This window comes from Sphingopyxis sp. Root154, from assembly GCF_001427105.1.
Classification (GTDB): Bacteria; Pseudomonadota; Alphaproteobacteria; order Sphingomonadales; family Sphingomonadaceae; genus Sphingopyxis.
The window spans coordinates 136,021-157,554 of record NZ_LMGI01000004.1; the positions used below are offsets into that span (position 1 = coordinate 136,021).

At 65.6% G+C, this 21,534-nt stretch carries 27 protein-coding genes; 14 read left to right on the top strand and 13 right to left on the bottom strand.

The window, feature by feature from the left end; translation table 11 throughout:
• Positions 1-5 precede the first annotated feature (5 nt).
• Together ASD73_RS20310 and ASD73_RS20315 are read right to left on the bottom strand one after the other, a co-directional pair.
• The gene (locus ASD73_RS20310) at positions 6-338 is read right to left on the bottom strand and encodes a pyrroline-5-carboxylate reductase family protein (protein ID WP_056367712.1); all 333 of its coding nucleotides are present in this window, start codon (positions 336-338) and stop codon (positions 6-8) included.
• 161 nt (positions 339-499) lie between these two features.
• Entirely contained in the window at positions 500-1,525 is a 1,026-nt protein-coding gene (locus ASD73_RS20315) for a MipA/OmpV family protein (RefSeq protein WP_056367714.1), read from the bottom strand.
• A 194-nt stretch (positions 1,526-1,719) separates the two neighbouring features.
• Between ASD73_RS20315 and ASD73_RS20320 the strand changes: the two genes are divergently transcribed.
• The 5 genes from ASD73_RS20320 to ASD73_RS20340 are packed head-to-tail and all read left to right on the top strand — an operon-like array spanning position 1,720 to position 5,528.
• Entirely contained in the window at positions 1,720-1,968 is a 249-nt protein-coding gene (locus tag ASD73_RS20320) for a hypothetical protein (protein ID WP_156377487.1), read from the top strand.
• Positions 1,955-2,470, top strand: a complete 516-nt coding sequence (locus tag ASD73_RS20325; RefSeq protein WP_156377488.1) for a hypothetical protein — start codon at positions 1,955-1,957, stop codon at positions 2,468-2,470. Before ASD73_RS20320 ends, ASD73_RS20325 begins: the two co-directional genes overlap by 14 nt.
• Before the next feature lie 57 nt (positions 2,471-2,527).
• Entirely contained in the window at positions 2,528-4,456 is a 1,929-nt protein-coding gene (gene dxs, locus ASD73_RS20330) for a 1-deoxy-D-xylulose-5-phosphate synthase (protein ID WP_056367720.1), read from the top strand.
• A complete protein-coding gene (locus tag ASD73_RS20335; RefSeq protein ID WP_056367722.1) occupies positions 4,453-4,866 on the top strand; it encodes a hypothetical protein in 414 nt (137 codons plus the stop codon). The genes dxs and ASD73_RS20335 overlap by 4 nt, the downstream gene beginning before the upstream one ends.
• The gene (locus tag ASD73_RS20340; protein WP_056368248.1) at positions 4,863-5,528 is read left to right on the top strand and encodes a hypothetical protein; all 666 of its coding nucleotides are present in this window, start codon (positions 4,863-4,865) and stop codon (positions 5,526-5,528) included. Before ASD73_RS20335 ends, ASD73_RS20340 begins: the two co-directional genes overlap by 4 nt.
• A 4-nt stretch (positions 5,529-5,532) precedes the next feature.
• On the opposite strand, the gene ASD73_RS20345 is transcribed toward ASD73_RS20340, so the two are convergent.
• On the bottom strand, positions 5,533-5,967 hold the full coding sequence (locus ASD73_RS20345) for a PaaI family thioesterase (RefSeq protein WP_037513438.1): 435 nt from the start codon (positions 5,965-5,967) through the stop codon (positions 5,533-5,535).
• 77 nt (positions 5,968-6,044) lie between these two features.
• Between ASD73_RS20345 and ASD73_RS20350 the strand changes: the two genes are divergently transcribed.
• A complete protein-coding gene (locus tag ASD73_RS20350; RefSeq protein WP_056367724.1) occupies positions 6,045-6,404 on the top strand; it encodes a winged helix-turn-helix transcriptional regulator in 360 nt (119 codons plus the stop codon).
• 15 nt (positions 6,405-6,419) lie between these two features.
• Here the strand turns inward: ASD73_RS20350 and ASD73_RS20355 are convergent, their stop codons facing one another.
• The 9 genes from ASD73_RS20355 to purE all read right to left on the bottom strand — a co-directional run bounded on the left by ASD73_RS20355 (position 6,420) and on the right by purE (position 15,750).
• The gene (locus ASD73_RS20355) at positions 6,420-6,839 is read right to left on the bottom strand and encodes a DUF3035 domain-containing protein (RefSeq protein ID WP_056368250.1); all 420 of its coding nucleotides are present in this window, start codon (positions 6,837-6,839) and stop codon (positions 6,420-6,422) included.
• 26 nt (positions 6,840-6,865) lie between these two features.
• Positions 6,866-7,387, bottom strand: a complete 522-nt coding sequence (gene lspA, locus ASD73_RS20360; protein WP_056367726.1) for a signal peptidase II — start codon at positions 7,385-7,387, stop codon at positions 6,866-6,868.
• Positions 7,384-10,356, bottom strand: coding sequence for an isoleucine--tRNA ligase (ileS, locus tag ASD73_RS20365; RefSeq protein ID WP_056367728.1), 2,973 nt, complete (start codon positions 10,354-10,356; stop codon positions 7,384-7,386). The genes lspA and ileS overlap by 4 nt, the downstream gene beginning before the upstream one ends.
• A 49-nt stretch (positions 10,357-10,405) precedes the next feature.
• Positions 10,406-11,446, bottom strand: coding sequence for a glycerophosphodiester phosphodiesterase family protein (locus ASD73_RS20370; protein ID WP_056367730.1), 1,041 nt, complete (start codon positions 11,444-11,446; stop codon positions 10,406-10,408).
• A gap of 74 nt (positions 11,447-11,520) precedes the next feature.
• Positions 11,521-12,450: a bifunctional riboflavin kinase/FAD synthetase gene (locus ASD73_RS20375; RefSeq protein ID WP_156377489.1), complete on the bottom strand. Its 930-nt coding sequence runs from the start codon at positions 12,448-12,450 to the stop codon at positions 11,521-11,523.
• The gene (locus ASD73_RS20380; protein ID WP_056367732.1) at positions 12,447-13,682 is read right to left on the bottom strand and encodes a dipeptidase; all 1,236 of its coding nucleotides are present in this window, start codon (positions 13,680-13,682) and stop codon (positions 12,447-12,449) included. Before ASD73_RS20380 ends, ASD73_RS20375 begins: the two co-directional genes overlap by 4 nt.
• A gap of 4 nt (positions 13,683-13,686) precedes the next feature.
• Positions 13,687-14,178 (bottom strand): dihydrofolate reductase, encoded by a 492-nt coding sequence (locus tag ASD73_RS20385; RefSeq protein ID WP_056367734.1) that lies wholly within the window; start codon positions 14,176-14,178, stop codon positions 13,687-13,689.
• Positions 14,175-15,248 (bottom strand): 5-(carboxyamino)imidazole ribonucleotide synthase, encoded by a 1,074-nt coding sequence (locus tag ASD73_RS20390; protein ID WP_056367737.1) that lies wholly within the window; start codon positions 15,246-15,248, stop codon positions 14,175-14,177. Before ASD73_RS20390 ends, ASD73_RS20385 begins: the two co-directional genes overlap by 4 nt.
• A gap of 4 nt (positions 15,249-15,252) precedes the next feature.
• Positions 15,253-15,750 (bottom strand): 5-(carboxyamino)imidazole ribonucleotide mutase, encoded by a 498-nt coding sequence (gene purE / locus ASD73_RS20395; protein ID WP_056367738.1) that lies wholly within the window; start codon positions 15,748-15,750, stop codon positions 15,253-15,255.
• A gap of 194 nt (positions 15,751-15,944) precedes the next feature.
• On the opposite strand from purE, the gene ASD73_RS20400 reads away from it, so the two are divergent.
• From ASD73_RS20400 to ASD73_RS20415, 4 genes are all read left to right on the top strand, one after another.
• Positions 15,945-16,589, top strand: coding sequence for a GGDEF domain-containing protein (locus tag ASD73_RS20400; RefSeq protein ID WP_056367741.1), 645 nt, complete (start codon positions 15,945-15,947; stop codon positions 16,587-16,589).
• 61 nt (positions 16,590-16,650) lie between these two features.
• Entirely contained in the window at positions 16,651-16,980 is a 330-nt protein-coding gene (locus ASD73_RS20405) for a hypothetical protein (RefSeq protein WP_056367742.1), read from the top strand.
• Positions 16,981-17,011: 31 nt separating this feature from the next.
• Entirely contained in the window at positions 17,012-17,578 is a 567-nt protein-coding gene (locus tag ASD73_RS20410) for a TMEM165/GDT1 family protein (RefSeq protein WP_056367745.1), read from the top strand.
• Between the two features lie 114 nt (positions 17,579-17,692).
• Positions 17,693-18,154, top strand: coding sequence for a Dps family protein (locus ASD73_RS20415; protein ID WP_056367746.1), 462 nt, complete (start codon positions 17,693-17,695; stop codon positions 18,152-18,154).
• A 208-nt stretch (positions 18,155-18,362) separates the two neighbouring features.
• Here the strand turns inward: ASD73_RS20415 and ASD73_RS23475 are convergent, their stop codons facing one another.
• Complete coding sequence (locus ASD73_RS23475) at positions 18,363-19,166, bottom strand: cold-shock protein (protein WP_056367749.1); 804 nt, start codon at positions 19,164-19,166, stop codon at positions 18,363-18,365.
• Positions 19,167-19,428: 262 nt separating this feature from the next.
• Between ASD73_RS23475 and ASD73_RS20425 the strand changes: the two genes are divergently transcribed.
• From ASD73_RS20425 to ASD73_RS22875, 4 genes are all read left to right on the top strand, one after another.
• The gene (locus ASD73_RS20425) at positions 19,429-20,046 is read left to right on the top strand and encodes a ribonuclease D (RefSeq protein WP_056367751.1); all 618 of its coding nucleotides are present in this window, start codon (positions 19,429-19,431) and stop codon (positions 20,044-20,046) included.
• 18 nt (positions 20,047-20,064) lie between these two features.
• A complete protein-coding gene (lptC, locus tag ASD73_RS20430; RefSeq protein ID WP_056367752.1) occupies positions 20,065-20,703 on the top strand; it encodes an LPS export ABC transporter periplasmic protein LptC in 639 nt (212 codons plus the stop codon).
• 14 nt (positions 20,704-20,717) lie between these two features.
• On the top strand, positions 20,718-21,278 hold the full coding sequence (locus ASD73_RS20435) for an LptA/OstA family protein (protein ID WP_056368255.1): 561 nt from the start codon (positions 20,718-20,720) through the stop codon (positions 21,276-21,278).
• A gap of 104 nt (positions 21,279-21,382) precedes the next feature.
• Complete coding sequence (locus ASD73_RS22875) at positions 21,383-21,532, top strand: hypothetical protein (protein ID WP_156377490.1); 150 nt, start codon at positions 21,383-21,385, stop codon at positions 21,530-21,532.
• Positions 21,533-21,534 lie beyond the last annotated feature (2 nt).

The window sequence follows — 21,534 nt, forward strand, 5'->3', positions numbered from 1 at the left end:
GTCCTTCATTGATCTTGGGGGAGGGAATTAAGCCGGAAGGCCCGGGTCATTTCGTCGTTGCGCGCCGCCGCGAGCGATGGCGCGATCTCGGCAAGCTTCTGCGGCTTCCCCGCGAGGACCAGCACCCCGGGCGGGGCGAGCTTGGTCGGGACCGAACCGAGCAGCCGCACCCCTTCCGGCGCGGCCGCGAGCAAAGGATCGACGACAGCTATTGACGAGGCCGGCACGCCACTCTGGAGCCAGCCGGCGAGCATCGCGCCACCCATATTGCCGCAACCGACCAGCACGACGCCGGCGAGATGCGCTCCGCGCGGAACATCTGGAGAATAGGAGGTCAAGAAAGGCGTCTCCGCGACGATATTGTAGAGGAGCGCCTTAGTACATCGTATACGATTTTGGTCAAGTCATCGCGATTGGGCAGCCGTTGCTGTCGGCCACGACGTAGATACAAGGGAAGCGGCCGCACAGGGAGGATATTATGTCCGCCACGGCGGCGGCCTCAGAACTGGTAAGCCAAGCCCCCTCCGAAGAGCCACTGGTCCTCGCTGCCCGCCTCCGCCACGATCGGCGAATCGGCGAAGCGCTGGCCGAGGCGGCCATATTGGGCGCCGCCGATCAGCACGAAACCCTTGCGAAGGTCGCCCGACAAGGCATAGGCGCCCGCCAGCCCGACCGTATATTTGCCGATCGTCGCCTTCTGCCCCGCGCCGGTGTAGACGGGGAGGCCGCTCGCTGCGCTGCCGAGGGGGTCGACGTCGAAATAATAGCGGCCGAAACCCTTGCCATAGATGTTCATCGATAGCGAAATGCCGACAAAGGCGCGTTTCGACAGCGGGGTGCCGTAATCGATCGTCGGCGATGCGGTCCAGCTGCCATGGTTGCCCGAAACATCCTTGAGCGCGACCATGCGAAAGCCGAGCTGATCATAAGCGCTGGTGATTACGCCGGTTTTGGTGACCCCGGCGAAGATGCCCATTTCGACCGCCATTTTGCGATCGGGCAGCAGGTCGACTTGCGGATCTTTGACGCTGCCGGTGCGGTCGGCGCGCAGGCTGACGATCGGACCGAGTTTCCAGTCGATCTTCTGGCCGCGGCGATGGCGGATCAGGTCGACCTGGAAATTGGTGCCGCGGGTCGAGAAGGAAAAGCCCTCGTATCGGCCGCGGATATAGAAAGCCGGCACAAAGCGGCGGTCGTCCGAGCCATTATAGTCGGGAGAGTTCAGCACGCCTGCCGCGACGGCGATATAGTCGCGCGACCATTTTCGGTCGGAATCATCATCGTCGTCGTCGGGCCGCGCGCCGGGGAGCAGGATGTTCTCGTCGATATCGGTGTTCTGGAGATAGCGCGCGGGCTCTTCCTCGGTCCCGGGCGCGAGGCCGGTGTCGGGGGTCGCGGTCAGTTCATAGGGAAGCGGCGCCTCTTCGGCGGCCGCCGGTGCGGCAAGCGCGAAGGCGACAAGAAGCGGAACGATGCGCGCGGGTGGGCTGATGCGGAGAAACAGTCTCGAATCGTCGATGGTCATCCGCCTAAATATCCTATGGTCTTGCCCCTCTTTACGGGGGTGTAAGTAAACAATCCGCCATTGCAACGGCTTCGTCTTGCCGAAGGATGCATTTGGTCGCATGTGCCTTGCATGAACCAACGCCTCTTCGCCGCTTTCATATGCCCCCGCTGTGCGATTGGTTCCGCAGCGGGTGTCTGGTGGGAGCGCGCATCATGAGCCGCGTGCCGCGCTTCATCGGCTATGCCTTCATGGCGACCGCGGCGATACTTGCGGCGGTCATGAGGAAGGAAGGCGTCGAGACGGTCGGCCGCCTTCCCGCGGTTGCGGTCGCGCTCTTCCTCGGCATGGTGGGGGTCATGCTGGTGTTCACCGACCTGATGGTGCGCGGGCTTTATGCGCAGGTTGGGGCGGCCAGACAGGCGCAGCCCGATCAGGAGAAAAGTGACGATGATGAAGATTGATGTACGCCCGGGCTTTGCGATGACTGTGGCGTTGTGTGTGCTTGCGCCGGCAGGTGCTGCGGCGGCCGACGAGGCGCTGAGCGAGAGCGACCGTTTCCTTCTGGGCGAGGCCGAAAGTGCGTGCCGCAACGGGGATTTCCCTGCTTTCCTGTGGCCCTTTGCCAACAGCCAAGCCGTGCGCGCGCGCTATGGCGCAAGCGCCACGAAGGATTTTCCGATCGTGATGATCGACTACAGCTATGTCACCAGCGCGTCGGAGCGGCTGTTCGAGGCGAAAGGGGGCGACCCGCGCCAGCTTGTCTATGTCCAGGTCGATTTCAGCGCCCCTTCCTCGGGAGTCGAGCGCGTCGACTGGATGCCCGGGCGCTTCGAGCCGGGCGAGGGCGACGGGCCGGGAACGCTGATCGAAACGACCGGGCCGGGCGGCCATGTGACGTTCCGGCGCACCGGCGATTGCTGGCAATTGACCGAAGATATCCGGAATCCGGGGCGTGTGCGCTGACCGGCGGGGTCCCCCTTTTCGTTCGACACCCCATGCGCTTGGCAGTATGACCGCGCGATGACCGATCGTCCGCATACGCCGCTGCTCGACACGGTGGATGTCCCCGCCGACCTCCGCAAGCTGAAGCCCGAAGACCTCCGCCAGTTCGCCGACGAGCTGCGCGCCGAGATGATTTCCGCCGTGGGCACCACCGGCGGCCATCTGGGGTCGGGACTGGGCGTTGTCGAGCTGACCACCGCGCTCCATTATGTGTTCGACACGCCGCGCGACAAGATCGTGTGGGACGTCGGGCACCAATGCTATCCGCACAAGATCATCACCGGGCGCCGCGACCGGATTCGCACCTTGCGCACCGGGGGCGGGCTTAGCGGTTTCACCAAGCGCAGCGAGAGCGAATATGATCCGTTCGGCGCGGCGCATTCGTCGACCTCGATCAGCGCGGCACTGGGCTTTGCGATCGCGAACAAGCTGAAGGACGAACCCGGCCGCGCGATCGCGGTGATCGGCGACGGGTCGATGTCGGCGGGCATGGCCTATGAGGCGATGAACAATGCCGCGGCGGCGGGCAACCGGCTGATCGTGATCTTGAACGACAACGACATGTCGATCGCGCCGCCGGTGGGCGGGCTTTCGGCGTACCTCGCGAAGCTCGTATCGTCGCGGCCGTTCATCGAGCTGCGCGAAATCGCGCGGCGCTTTGCGCGCAAGCTGCCCGAGCCGCTGCACAAGGCGGCAAAGAAGACCGACGAGTTCGCGCGCGGCATGGCGATGGGCGGGACGCTCTTCGAGGAACTCGGCTTCTATTATGTCGGGCCGATCGACGGCCATAATCTCGAGCATCTGATCCCGGTGCTGGAGAATGTGCGCGACAGCGACCATGGCCCGGTGCTGATCCATGCGGTGACGATGAAGGGCAAGGGCTATGCCCCCGCCGAGGCCGCCGCCGACAAATATCACGGCGTGCAGAAATTCGACGTGATCACCGGCGAGCAGGCGAAGGCGCCGCCGGGACCGCCGCAGTATCAGAATGTGTTCGGCGAAACGCTCGCCAAGCTGGCCGAGACCGACAAGCGCATCGTCGCGATCACCGCGGCGATGCCGTCGGGGACGGGCGTCGACAAATTCGCGAAGGCGCATCCGACAAGGACCTTCGACGTTGGCATCGCCGAACAGCATGCGGTGACCTTTGCCGCGGGGCTCGCCGCGCAGGGGATGCGGCCGTTCGCGGCGATCTATTCGACCTTCCTTCAACGTGCCTATGATCAGGTCGTGCATGATGTGGCGATCCAGAATCTGCCGGTGCGCTTCGCGATCGACCGCGCCGGGCTCGTCGGCGCCGACGGGTCGACGCATGCGGGGTCGTTCGACGTCACTTATCTGGCGACCTTGCCCAATATGGTGGTGATGGCGGCGGCCGACGAGGCCGAGCTGGTCCATATGACCTATACCGCCGCCGAATATGACGCAGGCCCGATCGCTTTCCGCTATCCGCGCGGCAATGGCACCGGGGTGGCGCTGCCCGAGGTCCCGGTGAAGCTCGAAATCGGCAAGGGGCGCGTCGTGCGCAGCGGCAAGACCGTCGCGATCCTGTCGCTCGGCACGCGGCTCGCGGAGGCGCTGAAGGCGGCCGACATATTGGAAGCGCGCGGACTGTCGACGAGTGTGATCGACCTCCGCTTCGCGAAGCCGCTCGACGAGGAGCTTATTCGCAAGACGCTCGCGAGCCATGAGGTGTGCGTGACGGTCGAGGAGGGCAGCGTCGGCGGCCTGGGTGCGCATGTACTGACGCTCGCGAGCGACGAGGGGCTGATCGACGCCGGGCTGAAGCTGCGCACGATGCGGCTGCCCGACGTCTTCCAGGACCAGGACAAGCCCGAGCTGCAATATGACGAAGCGGGGCTCAACGCACCGCAGATCGTCGACACGGTACTGAAGGCGCTGCGGCATAACAGCGCGGGCGTCGAGGAAGCAGGCGCGCGGGCTTGAGCGGCTGGTGGTTCGCCGCTGGCTGCGTCGGACTGTTCCTGCTGCTGTGGGCCCTGATGGAGCGCCGCTGGCGAAGCGAGGCGGCGAAGCTCGCGGCATCGCGGCCCAATCTCAGCGAGGATGAGTTCCTGACGGCCGTCGCCGACGTCTCCGATCCCGACATAGCGCAATATCTGTGGGAGGAGATCGCCGACCATTGGTCGCCGGCGACGCCGCATCCCAACGATGATTTCCTGAACCGCCTTTCGATCGATCCCGACGAGCCGCAGGACTGGCTCGAACGTTTTTGCCAGCAGCGGGGCTATGACTGGCGCGCATGGCCGATGTGGGACGAAGGGCGCCCGACGACGGTACGCAGCTTTGCCGGATGGCTCGCCGAGGGCCGCCGTCGCGCCGAGGCGTCGGCATGAACTTCTTCAACCTCCTGAAATCGCTCGACGAGCTGCTCTACGAGGTGATGTCGTGGCTGATCTTTTATCCGGTCACCTTGTGGCGCACGCTGGTGCGGCCGTTGAAGATGATGGATTATTCGGACCTCGAGCAGCATGATGCCGAGGAGAAGCAATATACCGACACGCTCGCGCCGCCCTTGTTCCTGCTGCTGACGCTGATCCTCGGGCACGGGATCGAGCTGTCGATCGTCGGGCAGGCCGAGGAGATCGGGAGCAAGGTGGGCCTCAGCGCGCTGATCAGCGACGATTCGAGCCTGATCCTGCTGCGCACCGCGACCTTCAGCCTGTTCCCGCTCGTGCTGGCGGCGCGGCTGCTGCGCGCGAAGCGCGAACCGCTCGACCGCGAGACGCTGCGCGGCCCCTTTTATGCGCAATGCTATGTCGCGGCACCGCTCGCGCTGATGAGCGGATTGTCCGAAGTGCTCATCCGCCTGTCGCATATATGGTCGGTGCTGACGGGCGCGGGGCTTTATCTGTTCGCGCTGCTATGGTTCGGAACCTTGCAGATATTATGGTTCCGCCAGCATTTGCGGGCGAGCGCGCTCAGAGCCTTCGGCCATGCCTCGCGCGCGATGGTTGAGAGCCTCGTCGCGGTAGCGTTTCTGGCGTGGCTGTTCTGACGGATTAGCCGACGGGGACGATCGTCGCCTGCGCGATGGCGCAGCGGCGCGGTTCTTCGCCGTCGCTTTCGGCCCAGACATCGGCGCGTACGATCGCCTGACGCTTTCCCGCCTTGACCACGCTGCCCCTTGCGCGCAGCCGGCTGCCCTTCGCGGGGGCAAGGAAGTTGATCGTGTAGCTGCCGGTGACGACGTCGCCAATCACGCTCGACGCCGCCCATGCACAGGCGTTGTCGGCCATCAGTCCGACGATCGCACCATGCGCATAGCCGTGATGCTGGGTCATGTCGGGGCGCAACGCGAGCAGCAGTTCGGCCTCGCCATCGAAACAGCGCAAAGGTTCGACGCCAAGGAAGGCGGTGAAGCCCGACGCATCGACCGCGACGCTTTTCATATAGGCGACGGCCTCGTCGTTGCTGGCAAAGCGGTGTCCGCGCATGATCCATCCCTTTAAGTCTGTAATGCAGACTTATTGCCGCTTGCATCGTAGTGGCGTCAAGTCTTAAATCCAGACTTATGAAGGAGTATGTGCCATCGCGTTCGCCCTGTGCCGTCGGCCGCGCGTCGCGGCTGCTCGGCGACCGCTGGGTGCTGCTGATCCTGCGCGAGGCCTTCCTGGGGATCGACCGGTTCGAGGACTTCCTCGGACGGCTCGACGTTTCGCGCGCCGCGCTGACCTCGCGGCTGGGCTGGATGGTGGAGGCGGGGGTGCTCGAGCGCGTGCCCCCCGAAGGCAAGCGCGCGACATACCGGCTGACCCCGTCGGGGCAGGCGCTGCGCCCGACCTATGACGCGATCAAGGCGTGGGGCGACGAATGGCTGCCGCGCGGCGCAAAGGAAAACGGCCCGGGCGATGCCGGGCCGTCGATTTACTGACGTCTCGAAGCGGGCTCAGGCGGTCGGGATCGCCGCCGATGCGTCGCGACCGTCGCCTTCGGGGGCGGCGAGGATGTCGCGGACGACGAGCCCCTTGTCGACGACCTGCGTGTCGGGGCTGCCGACCTGGCTGCGGATGCCCGGGTCGGCGCGCGCGCCGTCGGCGCTGCCGATGATCTGCGTTTCGCTCGCGCTACGCTGCGACGCGCCGCCAAAGAGTGCGCGCAGCGTCTGTTCGGCGGTCGTTTCGCCGCCGGGGCGCGCGGTGCCGGGAGCCGGCGGGGTCAGCGCGAAGTCGGGCGGCACGACGAGCGGCGCCTGACGCGACACCATCATTTCGTCGGGACGGTCGCGGCTGAACAGGCTGTTCGACCCGCAGGCCGACAGGGTGGTGGCAAGAAACGAGGCTGCCAGGATGGCGGTGGTCCGGTTCACTTTAATCATACTCCCAATGCGCCCCGTTAATCGGCGGACGGCTGGCCGTCCGTGGTTGCGGTCTTTTCGCCCAAGAGCAGCGCGCGCGCAACCAGCAAAAGCACGCCGAGCGTGATGCACGCATCGGCGACGTTGAAGATCATGAAGGGGCGGAAATCGCCGAAATGCAGGTCGGCGAAGTCGACGACATAGCCGAAACGTACGCGATCGACGATATTGCCGAGCGCGCCGCCGAGGATCATCGCGAGCGCGATCACGTCGCCCTTCGCCTGTTCGCGCGTCATCCAGAAGGCGACCGCGGCGGCGACCAGCCCCGTTACCGCGACGAGCGTCCAGCGCGTCGTGTCGGTGCAGCTGGCGAACATCGACAGCGAAATCCCGCAATTTTCGGCCCAGGTCAGGTTGAAGAAGCTCGCAAGCTCGATCTGTCCCTTGGGCTCCAGCGACAAGGGCACGGTGACGACCCATTTGGTGACCTGGTCGAAGAGGAAGGCGAGGGCCGCAAAGATCAGGCCGAAGCGCAGGTGCGGCGAACGTTGGCTGCTCATGCTGCGTCCAATACCGAGTCGCAGCGATTGCACAAGCTGCCGTCCTCGGTCACCTCGGGCAGGTGGCGCCAGCAGCGGCCGCATTTGTGGTTTTCGGTGCGGGTGACTGCGAGTTCGTCGCCCGCGCGCGCGACCGACACGATGAAGATTTCCTCCAGCGCGGCGGGATCGAGCGTCGGGTCGGGGATCGTGACTTCGGCTTCGAGGCTCGAACGGATCGTCTTTTCGCGGCGATAGGGTTCGATCGCTTCGGTCACCGCTTCGCGCTGGGTGCGGACGCCCGCCCATTTACTGGCGAGCGCGGCGTCGTTCCAGGCGGCATCGACGGCCGGCCATTCCAGCAAATGCACGCTGCCCGCATCGGGATAGCGCGTACCCCACACTTCCTCGGCGGTGAAGACCAGCACCGGGGTGGCGTAGCGGACGAGCGCGTGGAACAGCACATCGAGCACGCTGCGGTACGCGCGGCGCGTGTCGGTGCCGAGCGGCGCGGCGGGGCCGAGGTCGCAGTAGAGGACGTCCTTGCGGATGTCGAAATAGAAGGCCGACAGATCCTCGTTGCAAAAATCCGCGAGCAGGCGCGTGTAGCCGTTGAAGTCGAAATCATCGACCGCCTGATGCATCTTCGCGTCGAGGTCGGCGAGCAGGCTGAGCATGTAACGCTCCAGCTCGGGCATTGCCGCGACGTCGGTGATACGTTCCTCTTCGCTGAACCCGTCGAGCGCGCCGAGCAGGTAGCGGAAGGTGTTGCGCAGCTTGCGATACTGGTCGGCGACGCCCTTCAGGATCTCGTCGCCGATGCGATGGTCTTCGGTGAAGTCGACGCTCAGCGCCCACAGGCGGATGATGTCGGCGCCGTTGGTTTCCATCACCTTGACGGGATCGGTCGTGTTGCCGAGCGACTTCGACTGTTTGAAGCCCTTGCTGTCCATCGTGAAGCCGTGCGTCAGCACCGCCTTGTACGGCGCCTGTCCGCGCGTGCCGCAGCTTTCGAGCAGCGACGACTGGAACCAGCCGCGATGCTGGTCGCTGCCTTCGAGATAGAGGTCGGCGCTGTGGGTGCTGCCGTCGTGGCGGACGAGCGCGGGCCAGCGGCCGCTTTCGAGCACGAAGACGTGGGTGCAGCCCGAATCGAACCAGACGTCGAGAATGTCGACGATGCGTTCGTAGTTCGCGGCGTCATAGGCATCGCCCAGATATTCCTGCGCGCGCGCGTCGTTCCACGCGTCGACGCCGTCCGCCTTCACCGCCGCGACGATGCGGTCGTTGACGGCGGGATCGTTCAGATAATGGCCGGTCTTGCGGTCGACGAAGAGCGTGATCGGCACGCCCCACGCGCGCTGGCGGCTGAGCACCCAGTCGGGGCGGCCCTCGACCATCGACCCGATGCGGTTGCGGCCCTTGGCGGGGACGAAGCGCGTGTCGTCGATCGCCTGCATGGCGGCCTGCCGCAGCGTCGGCGCGGCGCAGAGATCTTCCTCGGCCGGGTTGATCGCGCCGCCCTCATTCTCCCAGCGCTTTTCGCGCGGGGTTTTGGGCTCGATATGCGTCATCACCTTGTCCATCGGCACGAACCATTGCGGGGTGCAGCGATAGATGACCTTGGCTTTCGAGCGCCAGCTGTGCGGATAGCTGTGCTTGTAATCGGCGCTGGCCGCGAGCAACCCGCCGGATTCGCGCAGATCGGTGCAGATCGGGCCGTCGGGGGCGTTGAACTTCGCGTTGATCACGCTGCCCTGACCGGCGAGCCAGCCCCAGTCTTCGCGATATTTGCCGTCGCCCTCGACCGCGAACACGGGGTCGATGCCGTTCGCCTTGCAGAGGTCGAAATCATCCTCGCCATGGTCGGGCGACATATGGACGAGCCCGGTGCCGCTGTCGGTGGTGACGAAATCGCCCGCGAGGAACGGGCGCGGGCGCGCGAAGAAGCCGCCGAGCGCGTGCATCGGGTGGCGGGCGATGGTGCCAGCGAGGTTGGAGCCTTTGAGGACGCTCTTCTGGGTCGTTTGGATCATCACATCCCAAGCCGACGCCAAGCTAGCCTCGAGGCGCTCAATCAACTGCGGCTGATTTGCTACGAGTATCTGGCGGCCGTTGAGTGCCTTGAAGGCGGGGTTGTCGCCAGGACTGACGCCATCCTGCACCGTCTGGATCACGGCTAATTCCAAAACTGCGTAGTCGATCTCCGGCCCATAGGCCAAAGCCTGGTTGACCGGGATCGTCCATGGCGTCGTCGTCCAGATCACCGCATGCGCCCCGACCAGTTCCGCGATCGGGCTCTCGACGATTTCGAACGCGACGTCGATCTGCGTCGAGACGATATCCTCATATTCGATCTCGGCCTCGGCGAGCGCGGTCTTTTCGACCGGCGACCACATCACCGGCTTGGCGCCGCGATAGAGCATGTCGTTGGCGGCGAATTTGAGCAGTTCGCGCACGATGGTGGCTTCGGCCTCATAATCCATCGTCAAATACGGATGGTCCCAGTCGCCGCCGATGCCGAGGCGCTTCAGCTGCTCGCGCTGGGTGTCGACCCAATGCTGCGCATAGGCGCGGCATTCGGCGCGGAACTCCTCGACCGGAACCTCGTCCTTGTTGAGCTTTTTCTTGCGATATTGCTCCTCGACCTTCCACTCGATCGGCAGGCCGTGGCAATCCCAGCCGGGAACGTAGGGCGCGTCCTTGCCCTTCAGCGTCTGGGTGCGGACGACCATGTCCTTCAGGATATGGTTGAGCGCATGGCCGATATGCATGTCGCCATTCGCGTAGGGCGGGCCGTCGTGGAGGATGAACTGGTCGCGGCCCTTGCGGCTTTCGCGAATCTGCCCTTCCAGATTGCCCTCGATCCATTTGGCGAGAATCAGCGGTTCCTTCTGCGGCAGGCCGGCCTTCATCGGAAAGTCGGTCTTGGGCAGGAAGACGGTGTCGCGATAATCGCGCTGTTCGGCGGCGGGCGTGCTCTCGGTCATGGGCGGCCGCTTAGCGCAGATTCGCGTGGGAGCAAACCTTCGGCTGGCGCTATTTCTGCCGCGGGCGCAGCGCCGGACCGAGATTGTAGATGTCGTCGATCCACACATAGCCGGTGAAGCTGGCGGGCACCTTGGTCAGCTGGTTCACCTTGTACAGCCCCATGCCGCCCGTTTCGTCGCCGCGCGGGCCGGTGAGGAGGACGCGCGTGCCATGTTTCGCGGCGCGGTCCTGCAGGCGGTCGGGCCAGCCCCAATAGGCCCATTGAGTGTCGAGCGGCACGATGATCGTGCCGCCGACGCAGCTTGGCGGATACCAGCCCGACCAGGCGAATTCGATATAATCCCTGGTGCAGCGCTTGGCGGCGTCGGGGTCCATCGTCCACGCCTTGGGCGCCTCGGCGCGGATGACCTGCATCAGCCGCGGGGGGCCGAAAAAGCCGAAGCGCGGCTGGTTCGGGTCGATACCCGCGCGTGCGAAGGATGCGAGGACGAGTTCGGCCTCTTTCGGGTCGCGCGATTTGAAGTTGATCAGCAGCGAGGCATGGCCGATCGCGCCGAGCACCTCGTCGAGGCTGGGCATCAGGCCGACGCCCTTGCCGCGCAGCGGGAAGGTCTGGCCGCCGTCGGCGGTGTAGCCATAGCCGATATCGAGCGTCTTCAGTTCGGCCATCGTGTGGTCGCGGATCGGTCCCTTGCCGTCGGTGCGGCAGTCGAGCGCCCAGTCGTGGAAGACCGCGACCCGCCCGTCCTTCGTGCCCGCGACGTCGAATTTGACCATGTCCGCGTCGCGGCCGATCGCGGCCTTCATCGAGGGCAGGCTGTTTTCGATATAGTCGTGCTCGGGCGGATCGATGCGCGTCGCGGTGCATGTCTCGTCGGTGACGCCGGTGTGATCGAACAACTGCGACACGCCGCGATGCGCGATCAGCACGCGCTTGCCGGTGGGGTCGGGGGCAAGGAAGCTTGCGTTCGACAGCGTGAACCATGCGACGATGGCGGCGAAGACCCAGAGCAGGATCTTCGTGCGCCGCTTCATCGGCTTTTTGGGCGGGCCTTCGAGCGCGCTGGCCCAGTCTTCGCTGTCGGTCATTCACCCCCCCGTCGTCACCCCGGACTTGATCCGGGGTCCATGGATGCCGGATCCGGTCCGGCATGACGATGATATTACAGATCGGCCAGTAACTGCTTCGCCCGGTCGCAATCGGCCGCGATCTGCGCCATCAGCGCGTCCATATTGTCGAACTTCGCTTCCGCGCGGATGAAGGCGTGAAAGGCGACGTCGATTTCCTGCCCGTAAAGATCCTCGGCAAAGTCGAAGAAATGCGGTTCGAGCAGCTCATTCGGCGGGTCGAAGCTCGGGCGAATGCCGAGGTTCGCGGCGCCTTTGAGCACGCGGCCGTCGGGAAGGCGGCCGGTGACGGCGTAGATGCCGTAACGCGGGCGCAGATATTGCCCCATTTCGAGGTTCGCGGTCGGGAAACCCAGCAGGCGGCCGTTCTTGTCGCCGTGCTGCACGACGTTGCGCACCGTGAAGGGGCGGGTGAGCAGGCGCGTCGCGGCGGCGCAGTCGCCCGCCTGCAACGCCTCGCGGATACGGCTCGACGAGACGACTTCCTCGGCGTCGTCGACGGGGGCGACCATCTCGGTGAAGAAGCCGAGGCGGCGTGCATGATCGGCGAGGGTGACGACATCGCCGCCGCGGCCCTTGCCAAAGACGAAGTCGGCGCCGGTGACAACGCCCGCGGCGCCGTAGCGATCGAGCAGCAGCTCGGTGATGAAATCCTCCGCCGTCGTGCCCGCGAGCGTCGCGTCGAACGGCAGGACGAGCATCGCTTCGGCGCCCGCCGCGGCGAACAGCTCCTGCCTTTGGTCGAGCGTGGTCAGGCGAAAGGGCGGGACGTCGGGTTTGAAAAAGCGCACCGGATGCGGGTCGAAGGTCGCGACGATCGCGGGGCGGCCCTCATCGCGCGCGTGCCGCACCGCGCGGCCGACGACCGCCTGATGCCCGGCGTGAAAGCCGTCGAAATTGCCGAGCGCGATCACCCCGCCGCGCAAGGGCTCCTCAATGCGGTTGTGGCCGTCGAGGCGGATCATGGCGCGGGCGGGATCAGGGGCACTAGCCCCGCCTTGAGTACGCGAACCGCGTTGCCGCCCATCGCGGCGCGTATTTCATCGTCGCTGAAACCCGCGTCGATCAGCGCCTGCGTCACCTGCACGAGTTTCGACGTGTCGAACCGCACGGTGGTGGCGCCGTCATAATCGCTGCCGAGCGCGACATGCTCGACGCCGACGAGGTCGCGGACATGCTTCATCGCCTTGGCGACGCTCGCGGGCGAGGTGTCGCAGACCGCGGCGTCCCAATAGCCGATGCCGATCAGGCCGCCGGTCGCGGCGACGCCGCGGATTTGTTCGTCCGAAAGGTTGCGGTTGACCTTGCACGTCGCCTGCACGCCGCCGTGGCTGGAGACGACGGGGCGGCGCGCCATTTTGAGGATGTCGGCGACGCAGGCGTTCGAGCAATGGGCGATGTCGACGATCATCCCCCTGGCTTCCATCCGCGTCACAACGTCGCGTCCGAGCGGGGTGAGGCCGCCCTTTTTGAGCCCGTGCATCGAACCCGCGAGCTCATTGTCAAAGAAATGGGTGAGCCCCGCCATGCGGAAGCCCGCGGCGTAAAGCTTGTCGAGATTGGCGATATCGCCTTCGAGGTTTTGAAGCCCCTCGATGCTGAGCATCGCGCCGCGCGGGGATCCATGATCGAAGACGATGCCGCTCTTGGGATCGTAAGGTTCGGCCAGAGAGGTCAACCCGGGCGCATCGCGGACGATCAAGATGCCCTGTGTGCTGAAGCGGTTGGCTTTGCGGATGTTTTCGCCAAATTTCTTTGTGGCCGCTTCCAGCTTTTGGGCGTGCCAAAGCGACCGTTCGAGCAGCGAGCTCCATGTCCGCAGCGGTTGAAGCTGGGCGATCACCAGTGGGGTGATATTGTCGGTATCGGCGCTGTTGGCGTCGTAATTCTGGCCCCTTGGCGTCTTGGTGACGCTAGAAAAGACCTGCAACATGACATTGCCTTCATACAGGCGATGAAAGTCCACATGTCCCTGGTCCGACGACTGGGCGATGTCGCGTTTCCACATCAGGCTGTCGCTGTGGAGATCGACGATCGTCAGCGTCTGGTGCAGCGCCTTCGCGCGCGCGCTGACGGCGGCAAGCGGCTTGCCGTCGATCTTGTTCATCCCGCGCTCGAGCATGCCGGGGGCGATTGCGAAGAAGGCCAGCGCGGCGACCGCGACAACGAGCAATATGCCGATCAGCCAGCGACGCATGGGCCTATTTCCTTGTCAGCGTGACGAAGCTGTACGCCGGGCGGCCGGCGTCGTCGGCGGGATGGTCCTCGCGCGCCGTCTCGTTCCAGTCGGCGGAGGCCGGATAGTCGATGATCGCGTCGCCCCTGGGTTCGAGCGCGACTTCGGTGAGCTCGATGCGGTCGGCGAGGGGGAGGAAGAGACGATAGATTTCGGCGCCGCCGATCACCATGACGTGCGGGGCGTTGGCGAGTTTGAGCGCCTCCTCGATCGTCGCCACGGGCTCGGCGCCCTCGTCCTGCCACTCGCGGTCGCGGGTGAGGACGATGTGGCGGCGGCCCTCGAGGATGGCGGGCAGGCTGTCGAAGGTTTTGCGCCCCATGATCATCGGGCGCCCCATCGTGATCTGCTTGAAGCGGCGAAGGTCGGCGGGCAGGTGCCACGCCATCTTGCCGCCGGCGCCGATCACGCCATTGGCGGCGCGCGCGAGGACGAGGGTGATTTCGGGGCGATTCATGAAGGCGAGGTTCCAACCCAGGTTGCATGGCCGAGCTTGCGGCCGTCGCGGACCTCGGCCTTGCCATAATGATGGACGTGGCACGCGGGATCGGCGAGCAGGTCGGGGACCGTCTCGATCCCGCCGCCGATGAGGTTGTGCATCACAACCGGCAGCGCCGCGGTGGCGGTGCTGCCGAGCGGCAGGCCGGCGACGGCGCGGATGTGATTTTCGAACTGGCTGACCACCGCGCCCTCGATCGTCCAGTGGCCGCTGTTGTGGACGCGCGGCGCCATTTCGTTGAAGACGGGGCCGTCGGCGGTGGCGAAGAACTCGCCGGTGAGGACGCCAACATAGTCGAGGGTTTCGGCGATCTTCGCCATCAGCGCGCGCGCTTCGTCCTGCTGGTCGAGCACCGCTTGCGGCGGGGGCAGGGTCGAGGTCGCGAGGATGCCGCCTTCGTGGACATTGACCGGCGAGTCCCAGAAGCGGACCTCGCCGTCGATGCCGCGCACGAGGATGACCGAAAATTCATGCGCGAAGGTCACGAAACCTTCGAGTACCGCGGCGTGGCGGTCGATGCCTTCCCATGCGGCGTCGGCATCGGCGGTGGTCATGATGCGTGCCTGCCCCTTGCCGTCATAGCCCATGCGGATGGTTTTCAGGATCGCCGGGGCGCCGATCTGTTCGAGCGCGGCATCGAGCGCCATGCGGTCCGGCACTGCCGCAAAAGTCGCGGGGCGGCCGCCAAGGCCGGCAACGAAATTCTTTTCGCTCAGCCGGTCCTGCGCGATTTCGAGCCCGGCGGCATCTGGGTGCACCGCGACATGACCCGAAAGGAAGCGCACCGTGTCGACGGGCACATTTTCGAATTCATAGGTGACGACGTCGCACGCCGCGGCAAAAGCGGCGAGGCGCGGCTCGTCGTCCCACGCGGCCTGGCTGTGGTGCGCGGTGACTTCGGCCGCGACGCTTGTCGCATCGGGGGCATAGATATGGACGCGGTAGCCGAGCTGCGCCGCCGCGACCGCGAGCATGCGGCCGAGCTGGCCGCCGCCGAGGATGCCGATCGTCGAACCGGGTGGCAGCAAAAGATCAGCCCTCGCGCACGGGGGTAGGGGCGACGCTGTTCGTCTGTGCTTCGCGCCAGGCATCGAGTTTTTGTGCCAGATTGGCATCGTTATTCGCGAGCAGCGCGGCAGCGAACAGGCCGGCGTTGGTCGCGCCCGCCTTGCCGATCGCAAAGGTCGCGACGGGAATGCCGCCGGGCATCTGGACGATCGAATAGAGGCTGTCGACGCCGCTCAATGCCGCCGACTGGACGGGCACGCCGAGCACCGGCACGCGCGTCATCGATGCGACCATGCCGGGCAGGTGCGCGGCGCCGCCGGCGCCCGCGATGATCGCCTTGAGGCCGCGGTCTGCCGCGCTTTTGGCATAGTTTACAAGGCGGTCGGGGGTACGGTGCGCCGAGACGATCTGCACTTCGTGGGCGATGCCCAACTCTTCGAGGATCTGGACCGCGTGCGCCATCGTCGGCCAGTCCGACTGGCTGCCCATGATGACGCCGACTTGCGGGGCGGTTTCGCCCATTTCAATCCCTCCTGCCCCGGCTTCATCGCGTGTGAATCGGCACCGATCCCCCCTAGCGACTGCTTTGCGTGCGGGCAACGCCGCGCGATTGATGTCGCCGCGTTTACCGATTGGTATCAAGTCGGGACTAGGGTCGCCGCTCAATATCTCGTGGCATTCGGCCGGGGATCGTGGGTTGGGTTCGGGGACGTTGAATGGATAGCGTAGGGGGGGCACGGATCGCGGTCGACCAGTTCGGCACCGTTTCCGTAGACTCCATCGAGGACCAGCTGCGTGAAATACGCCGGGAACGCGACGCATTGCGCCGCGAAAACCGCGTGTTGAAGATCGCCGTCGCCGAGCTCGAACGCGTGTCCGAGCGCGATACGCTGACGCCTTTGTTCAACCGCCGATATTTCCTGACCGCGATCCACCACCGCATGGCGCGGTTCGAGCGGCACGCCGAACGCGCCGCGGTCGTCTTTATCGACGTCAACCAGCTCAAATATATCAACGACAGCTTCGGCCATGCGGCGGGCGACTTCGCGCTGATGGAGATCGCCAAGCGGCTCGCGGGCTCGATCCGCGCGACGGACGTCGCGGCGCGCATCGGCGGCGACGAATTCGGGCTGATCCTCGACCAGTCGAGCGAGGACGGCGCGCGCGTGCAGGTCAACCGGCTCTGCGACGTGCTGACCGCGGCGCCCGCCGAATATGACGGGCACGAGATCGCGCTGTCGGCGTGCTTCGGCGTCGCGATGCTGCAGACGGGGATGACCGAATCGGACATTTTGGCGGCCGCCGACCGCGATATGTATCGCAGCAAGCAGGGGCTGGGCGGACTGCCCGGGCACAGATAGCCACCGCTAACGTCGCGTTAACCAAAAAAGCGCATCGTCCCCATGACGACAGGGGGGTAAGATGCGAAACCAGACCGACCCATATCTCGACATCCAGAACCGGATTACCGGGCAGATCGGCGCGCTCGCCGAGGCGCTGCCGCACTGCGCGCTCGCGCAGATCGTGCAGGGGATCGACGACATCCGTTGCCTGGCGCGCGACAATGGCTTTGCGGCGGTCGAGACGCTGGCGAGCCGGCTCGAATCGGCGGTTGCGGGGGGCGGCTATCGCGCCGCGATCCTGACTTATCTCGACGCGATGAGCGATGCGGCCACCGTGCCGCGGGGGCCGCTGCCGTCCGCCGCGCAGGAAGCGTGGCTGGCGTCGGTTGCGGTTCGGCTGGGGCATTGACGCCTCCCGCCTGACAATTCAGACGACATATATGGATGCAATCATGCTTGCGCTGGTGGCGGTGCTGCTCGCCAATGCCGACGGGCGCAGCGGGATTATGCTGTCGCGGCTGGTGAGCGCGCGCAGCGACCGGCGCGTCACGGTCGTCATCGCTTTTGCGGCTTTCATCGTCAACGCGGTGGTCGCCGCGGTTGCCGGCGCGATCGCCAACGGGATGATCGGACAGGGGGTGGCGGCGCTGCTCGTCGCGCTCGCGATGCTGTCGGCGGCGGTCGCTTTGCTGTGGCGGATGAAACCGGCGTCCGATGCGGGCGCCGACGATGTTTCGACCGTGATATTGGCGGGCCGGATGCTCGCGAGCCAGTTCGGCGACCGCAGTCATTTCCTGATCGGCGCGCTCGCCGCGACGAGCGGTGCGGGGCAATGGGCGGCGGCTGGCGGGCTCGTCGGGTGGACACTGGCAATGCTGCCCGTCCTCGCCTTTGGCCCGGCGCTCGCCGAGCGGCGCGCGGCGCGGAACCTGCGCTGGGCGGCGGCGGCGATCCTGACCGTCTGGGGCCTGAGGACTGCGCTGGGGGCGTTCGGATTGATCGGATGATGCATTCGATTGATTCGGTTTCATCGTTTTTGTCGATGAAACTCACCCAAAGCTTCAATGGGAAAGCGTCCCGTCGCTTCGCTATATGAGTGGGGCAACAGAAAGGATGCTCCCATGTCCGAGAAAAACAACAATGCTCCCGCCGTCGCCGATGCGCTCAACGCGCTGCTCGCCGACAGTTTCGCGCTCTATCTGAAGACGAAAAACTATCACTGGCACGTCCAGGGTCCGCGCTTTCGCGAGCTGCACCTGCTGTTCGACGAGCAGGCGGCGCAGATTTTCGCGGCCACCGACCTGATCGCCGAGCGCGTGCGCAAGAATGGCGCGCCGACGCTGCGTTCGATCGGCGACGTCAGCCGCCGCGCGTCGATCCGCGACGATGACAGTGCGGGCGTCGATGCCGAGGCGATGATCCGCACGCTCGCAGGCGACAACAAGACCCTGCTGGGTCAGCTCAAAGCGGTGAAGGCTGCGGCCGAAGCCGATGGCGACATTGCGACGAGCGGGCTGGTCGATAACTGGGCCGACGAGACCCAGCAGCGCATCTGGTTCCTGGAGGCGACGCTGGGCTATTGAAACCGCGAACCCGTTCGTCATCCCGGGCTCGGCCCTTTTGATGCGTCGACTGGCTTTGGTTTCAACCGGGACCCCGGATCAAGTCCGGGGTGACGATGAATGAGAAGGCCGCTTGTCGCTCGAAAGCGGCGACCCGCCTCCGGCTCCTCATTGCAAACAAAAAAGGGCGGCCCGAGAGCCGCCCTTTTCGTTTTAGCTATCCCGTCGATCAGTCCTGATGCGGCTGGATGTTCACCGCGGCGAACTTGCCGCGGTCGTCGACTTCGATGTCGAACGCGACGCGGTCGCCTTCGTCGAGGCCCGCCATGCCGGCGCGCTGCACCGCGCTGATGTGGACAAAGGCGTCGGCCTGTCCGTCGTCGCGCGCGATAAAGCCGAAGCCCTTCGTCGTGTTGAAGAATTTGACGGTGCCCGACGTGCGTTCACCGGTCAGCTGACGACGGCCGCGGGCGCCGCCCGGCGCTGCGCCACCGGGGCCGGCGCGGTCATCGCGTGCACGCGGAGCAAATTCCTCGACCGGCATCGGCTCGCCTTCGATCTTGAGATCGATGGCCGAGACCTTACCGTTGCGTTCGACGAGCGTGAAGCCGAGCGGCTGGCCCGAAGCGAGACCCTGAAGCCCTGCCTGTTCGACCGCGCTGATGTGAACGAACACGTCTTCACCGCCATCGTCGCGGGCGACGAAACCGAAGCCCTTCGACGCGTTGAAGAATTTCACCGTGCCATTGCCTTCGCCGACGACCTGCGCGGGCATGCCGCCGCCACGTCCGCCGCCGAAGCCACCGCCGCCGCCACGATCGCCGCCGCCGAAGCCGCCGCGGTCGCCACCGCCGAAGCCGCCGCCGGGACGGTCACCGCCGCCGAAGCCGCCACGGTCGCCGAAGCCGCCACCGCGATTGCCGCCGCCATAGCTGTCGCCGCCATAGGGTGCAGGTTCGAAGCTGTCGAAATTGCCGAAATCATCGCGCTTGCCGCGCCCCCGCTGGCCGCGGCGATCCTTGTTGAAACTCATTGTCTAATAGTCGCTTTCGGTTCGTCCATACCCCATTCGATCAGCGCCTTGCGTCGGACGGGGACGCAGTTCACCATGGGCACAGACTCGCCCCGTGCCTCTAACGGCGTAATATATAGCCTAAATGAACGCACTCTGCGAACGGAAAATTCGAGTCCTGACCCTCGAAGAAAGCGCGCTTTGCCGCAGCCCCGCGGCGGGCCGCCTATGTCCGCGAAAACCAGTCATTGAGCGGCACGGCCGCTTAGCCTAAGGCGACCCTATGACTGTCTATTTCCACGAAGAAGATTTGCCCGAGGGCGTGCTGGGTTCGGGCGCGGTCGCGATCGATACCGAGACCATGGGGCTGAACCCGCTGCGCGACCGGCTGTGCCTTGTCCAGATCAGCGACGGGTCGGGCGACGAGCATCTCGTCCGCTTCAAGCCGGGTAGCGCGTATGACGCGCCGGTGCTGAAGGCGATATTGACTGATCCCAACCGGTTGAAATTGTTCCATTTTGCACGCTTCGACATCGCGGCGCTGCAGCAGGCGCTCGGCGTCGTCACGGCGCCCGTCTATTGCACCAAGATCGCCTCGAAGCTGATCCGCACCTATACCGACCGCCATGGGCTGAAGGAACTGGTGCGCGAACTCCTGGGTCAGGAAGTGTCGAAGCAGCAGCAGTCGAGCGACTGGGGCGCCGCCGAACTCTCCGACGCGCAGCGCGACTATGCCGCGAGCGACGTGCGTTTCCTTCACGCGATGAAGGAGATCCTCGACGTGCGGCTGGCGCGCGAAGGGCGCACCGGCCTCGCGCAGTCCTGCTTCGATTTCCTGCCGACGCGCGCCGCGCTCGACCTCGCGGGTTGGCCCGAGGTCGATATTTTCGCCCATACGTGAGAGTGATTCGCGAAGACTATGTCCGAACGCGCCGATCTTGACCGCACGATGCGCCGCATGTGGGCGACGAGCGGGTCGAGCCATGACCGCGTCGTGCGCATCCTGCGCTATGGCCTGCCGCTCGTTATCGGTGTCGTCGCGGCGGTGCTCGTCTTCTCGCCCTTCACCCAGCGCGCCGAGATCAGCTTCCTTTTGTCCAAGGACAAGGTCGAGATGGCGCAGGAGCGAATGAAGGTGACGCGCGCCGAATATCGCGGCCAGGACGCGAAGGGGCAACCGTTCGCCCTGCTCGCGGGCAGCGCGGTTCAGAAAAGCTCGGCCGAGCCGATCGTGCGGATGACCGACCTGTCGGGGGCGATCAAGCTCACCGATGGCCCGGCGACGATCGTCGCCAAGGACAGCGCCTATAATATGGAGACCGAAAAGGTCGCGGTCCCCGGGCTGGTGCAGGTCAAGAGCGCCAACGGCTATCGTATCGATGCGAGCAATGTCGCGGTCGATTTGAAGACGCGCAGCCTCGCCGGGCAGGGCGGCGTCAACGGAAGTTTGAACATCGGCCATTTTTCGGCCAACCAGCTGTTCGCCGACCTCGACAAGCGGGTCGTTCGCCTGCAGGGCAATGCGCGGCTGCGGATCAATCAGGGAGTGCTCAAATGAACCGCGTATCGCCGATGAAGAGCGTGGCGCTTGCGGGCGCCGGCTTTGCACTCGCCAGCCTTGCCTTGCTGTCGTCGGGTAGCGGCGGCGACGTCGCGCAAGCGCAGGCGCTCGCCAATCACAACAGCGGGGCGCCGGTCGATTTCGCGGCGGGCAGCATCGAGGTGCAGGACCGCGCCGACCGCGTCGTTCTCGCCGGCAATGTCCGCGTGACGCAGGCGGGACTCACCGTCACCGCACCGCGGATGACGGTCGCGTATACGCGGAGCGGTGGCACCGACGTAAACCGGCTCGACGCCACCGGCGGCGTGACGGTGGTGAAGGGTGACGAGACGGCAAAAGGCAATGTCGCCATCTATGACCTCGACCGGCGGCTGATCACGATGGTCGGCAATGTCGAGCTGCGCCAGCGTGGGAACCACCTGCGCGGCGGGCGGCTGGTCATCGACCTCAACAGCGGCCGCGCGACGGTCGACGGGCGCGGCGCGGCGCGCGGCCCCGACGGCAATCCGGTGCAGGGCGGCACGGGCGGGCGCGTCACCGGCACTTTCACGGTACCGGAAAGAAAGCAGTAACCAACGCCTTTAACCGGGCTGCAACCACGCGCCTTCACCAAGGGTGCGGGACCAGATCATCCGCGGAGCCGGGGGGCGACGCCGCATAGTCGAAAGCAGCCCCCATGCGCTTTTCCCCGATCGTCCCGCCCCGGCGCCCCTTGTTCGGCCGCCGTCAGGAACCTCCTGTCGTGATCGTGCCGACCCCGACATCCGAAGAACGGCGGCTGATCGACCGCATCATCCGTCACGCGGGCGATCGCGAGTCGCGCTAGCG

What these genes read in the sequence shown, in the direction of transcription:
- lptC (WP_056367752.1), top strand. Translation starts at nt 20,065, where the DNA reads ATGTCCGAACGCGCCGATCTTGACCGCACGATGCGCCGCATGTGGGCG.
- ASD73_RS20370 (WP_056367730.1), bottom strand. Translation starts at nt 11,446, where the DNA reads ATGACCGACAGCGAAGACTGGGCCAGCGCGCTCGAAGGCCCGCCCAAA.
- ASD73_RS20325 (WP_156377488.1), top strand. Translation starts at nt 1,955, where the DNA reads ATGATGAAGATTGATGTACGCCCGGGCTTTGCGATGACTGTGGCGTTG.
- ASD73_RS20345 (WP_037513438.1), bottom strand. Translation starts at nt 5,967, where the DNA reads ATGCGCGGACACCGCTTTGCCAGCAACGACGAGGCCGTCGCCTATATG.
- dxs (WP_056367720.1), top strand. Translation starts at nt 2,528, where the DNA reads ATGACCGATCGTCCGCATACGCCGCTGCTCGACACGGTGGATGTCCCC.
- ASD73_RS20350 (WP_056367724.1), top strand. Translation starts at nt 6,045, where the DNA reads ATGAAGGAGTATGTGCCATCGCGTTCGCCCTGTGCCGTCGGCCGCGCG.
- ASD73_RS20405 (WP_056367742.1), top strand. Translation starts at nt 16,651, where the DNA reads ATGCGAAACCAGACCGACCCATATCTCGACATCCAGAACCGGATTACC.
- ASD73_RS20340 (WP_056368248.1), top strand. Translation starts at nt 4,863, where the DNA reads ATGAACTTCTTCAACCTCCTGAAATCGCTCGACGAGCTGCTCTACGAG.
- ASD73_RS20425 (WP_056367751.1), top strand. Translation starts at nt 19,429, where the DNA reads ATGACTGTCTATTTCCACGAAGAAGATTTGCCCGAGGGCGTGCTGGGT.
- ASD73_RS20380 (WP_056367732.1), bottom strand. Translation starts at nt 13,682, where the DNA reads ATGCGTCGCTGGCTGATCGGCATATTGCTCGTTGTCGCGGTCGCCGCG.
- lspA (WP_056367726.1), bottom strand. Translation starts at nt 7,387, where the DNA reads ATGAGCAGCCAACGTTCGCCGCACCTGCGCTTCGGCCTGATCTTTGCG.
- ASD73_RS20415 (WP_056367746.1), top strand. Translation starts at nt 17,693, where the DNA reads ATGTCCGAGAAAAACAACAATGCTCCCGCCGTCGCCGATGCGCTCAAC.
- ASD73_RS20315 (WP_056367714.1), bottom strand. Translation starts at nt 1,525, where the DNA reads ATGACCATCGACGATTCGAGACTGTTTCTCCGCATCAGCCCACCCGCG.
- ASD73_RS20385 (WP_056367734.1), bottom strand. Translation starts at nt 14,178, where the DNA reads ATGAATCGCCCCGAAATCACCCTCGTCCTCGCGCGCGCCGCCAATGGC.
- ASD73_RS20320 (WP_156377487.1), top strand. Translation starts at nt 1,720, where the DNA reads ATGAGCCGCGTGCCGCGCTTCATCGGCTATGCCTTCATGGCGACCGCG.
- ASD73_RS23475 (WP_056367749.1), bottom strand. Translation starts at nt 19,166, where the DNA reads ATGAGTTTCAACAAGGATCGCCGCGGCCAGCGGGGGCGCGGCAAGCGC.
- ASD73_RS20400 (WP_056367741.1), top strand. Translation starts at nt 15,945, where the DNA reads ATGGATAGCGTAGGGGGGGCACGGATCGCGGTCGACCAGTTCGGCACC.
- ileS (WP_056367728.1), bottom strand. Translation starts at nt 10,356, where the DNA reads ATGACCGAGAGCACGCCCGCCGCCGAACAGCGCGATTATCGCGACACC.
- ASD73_RS20435 (WP_056368255.1), top strand. Translation starts at nt 20,718, where the DNA reads ATGAAGAGCGTGGCGCTTGCGGGCGCCGGCTTTGCACTCGCCAGCCTT.
- ASD73_RS22875 (WP_156377490.1), top strand. Translation starts at nt 21,383, where the DNA reads ATGCGCTTTTCCCCGATCGTCCCGCCCCGGCGCCCCTTGTTCGGCCGC.
- ASD73_RS20375 (WP_156377489.1), bottom strand. Translation starts at nt 12,450, where the DNA reads ATGATCCGCCTCGACGGCCACAACCGCATTGAGGAGCCCTTGCGCGGC.
- purE (WP_056367738.1), bottom strand. Translation starts at nt 15,750, where the DNA reads ATGGGCGAAACCGCCCCGCAAGTCGGCGTCATCATGGGCAGCCAGTCG.
- ASD73_RS20410 (WP_056367745.1), top strand. Translation starts at nt 17,012, where the DNA reads ATGGATGCAATCATGCTTGCGCTGGTGGCGGTGCTGCTCGCCAATGCC.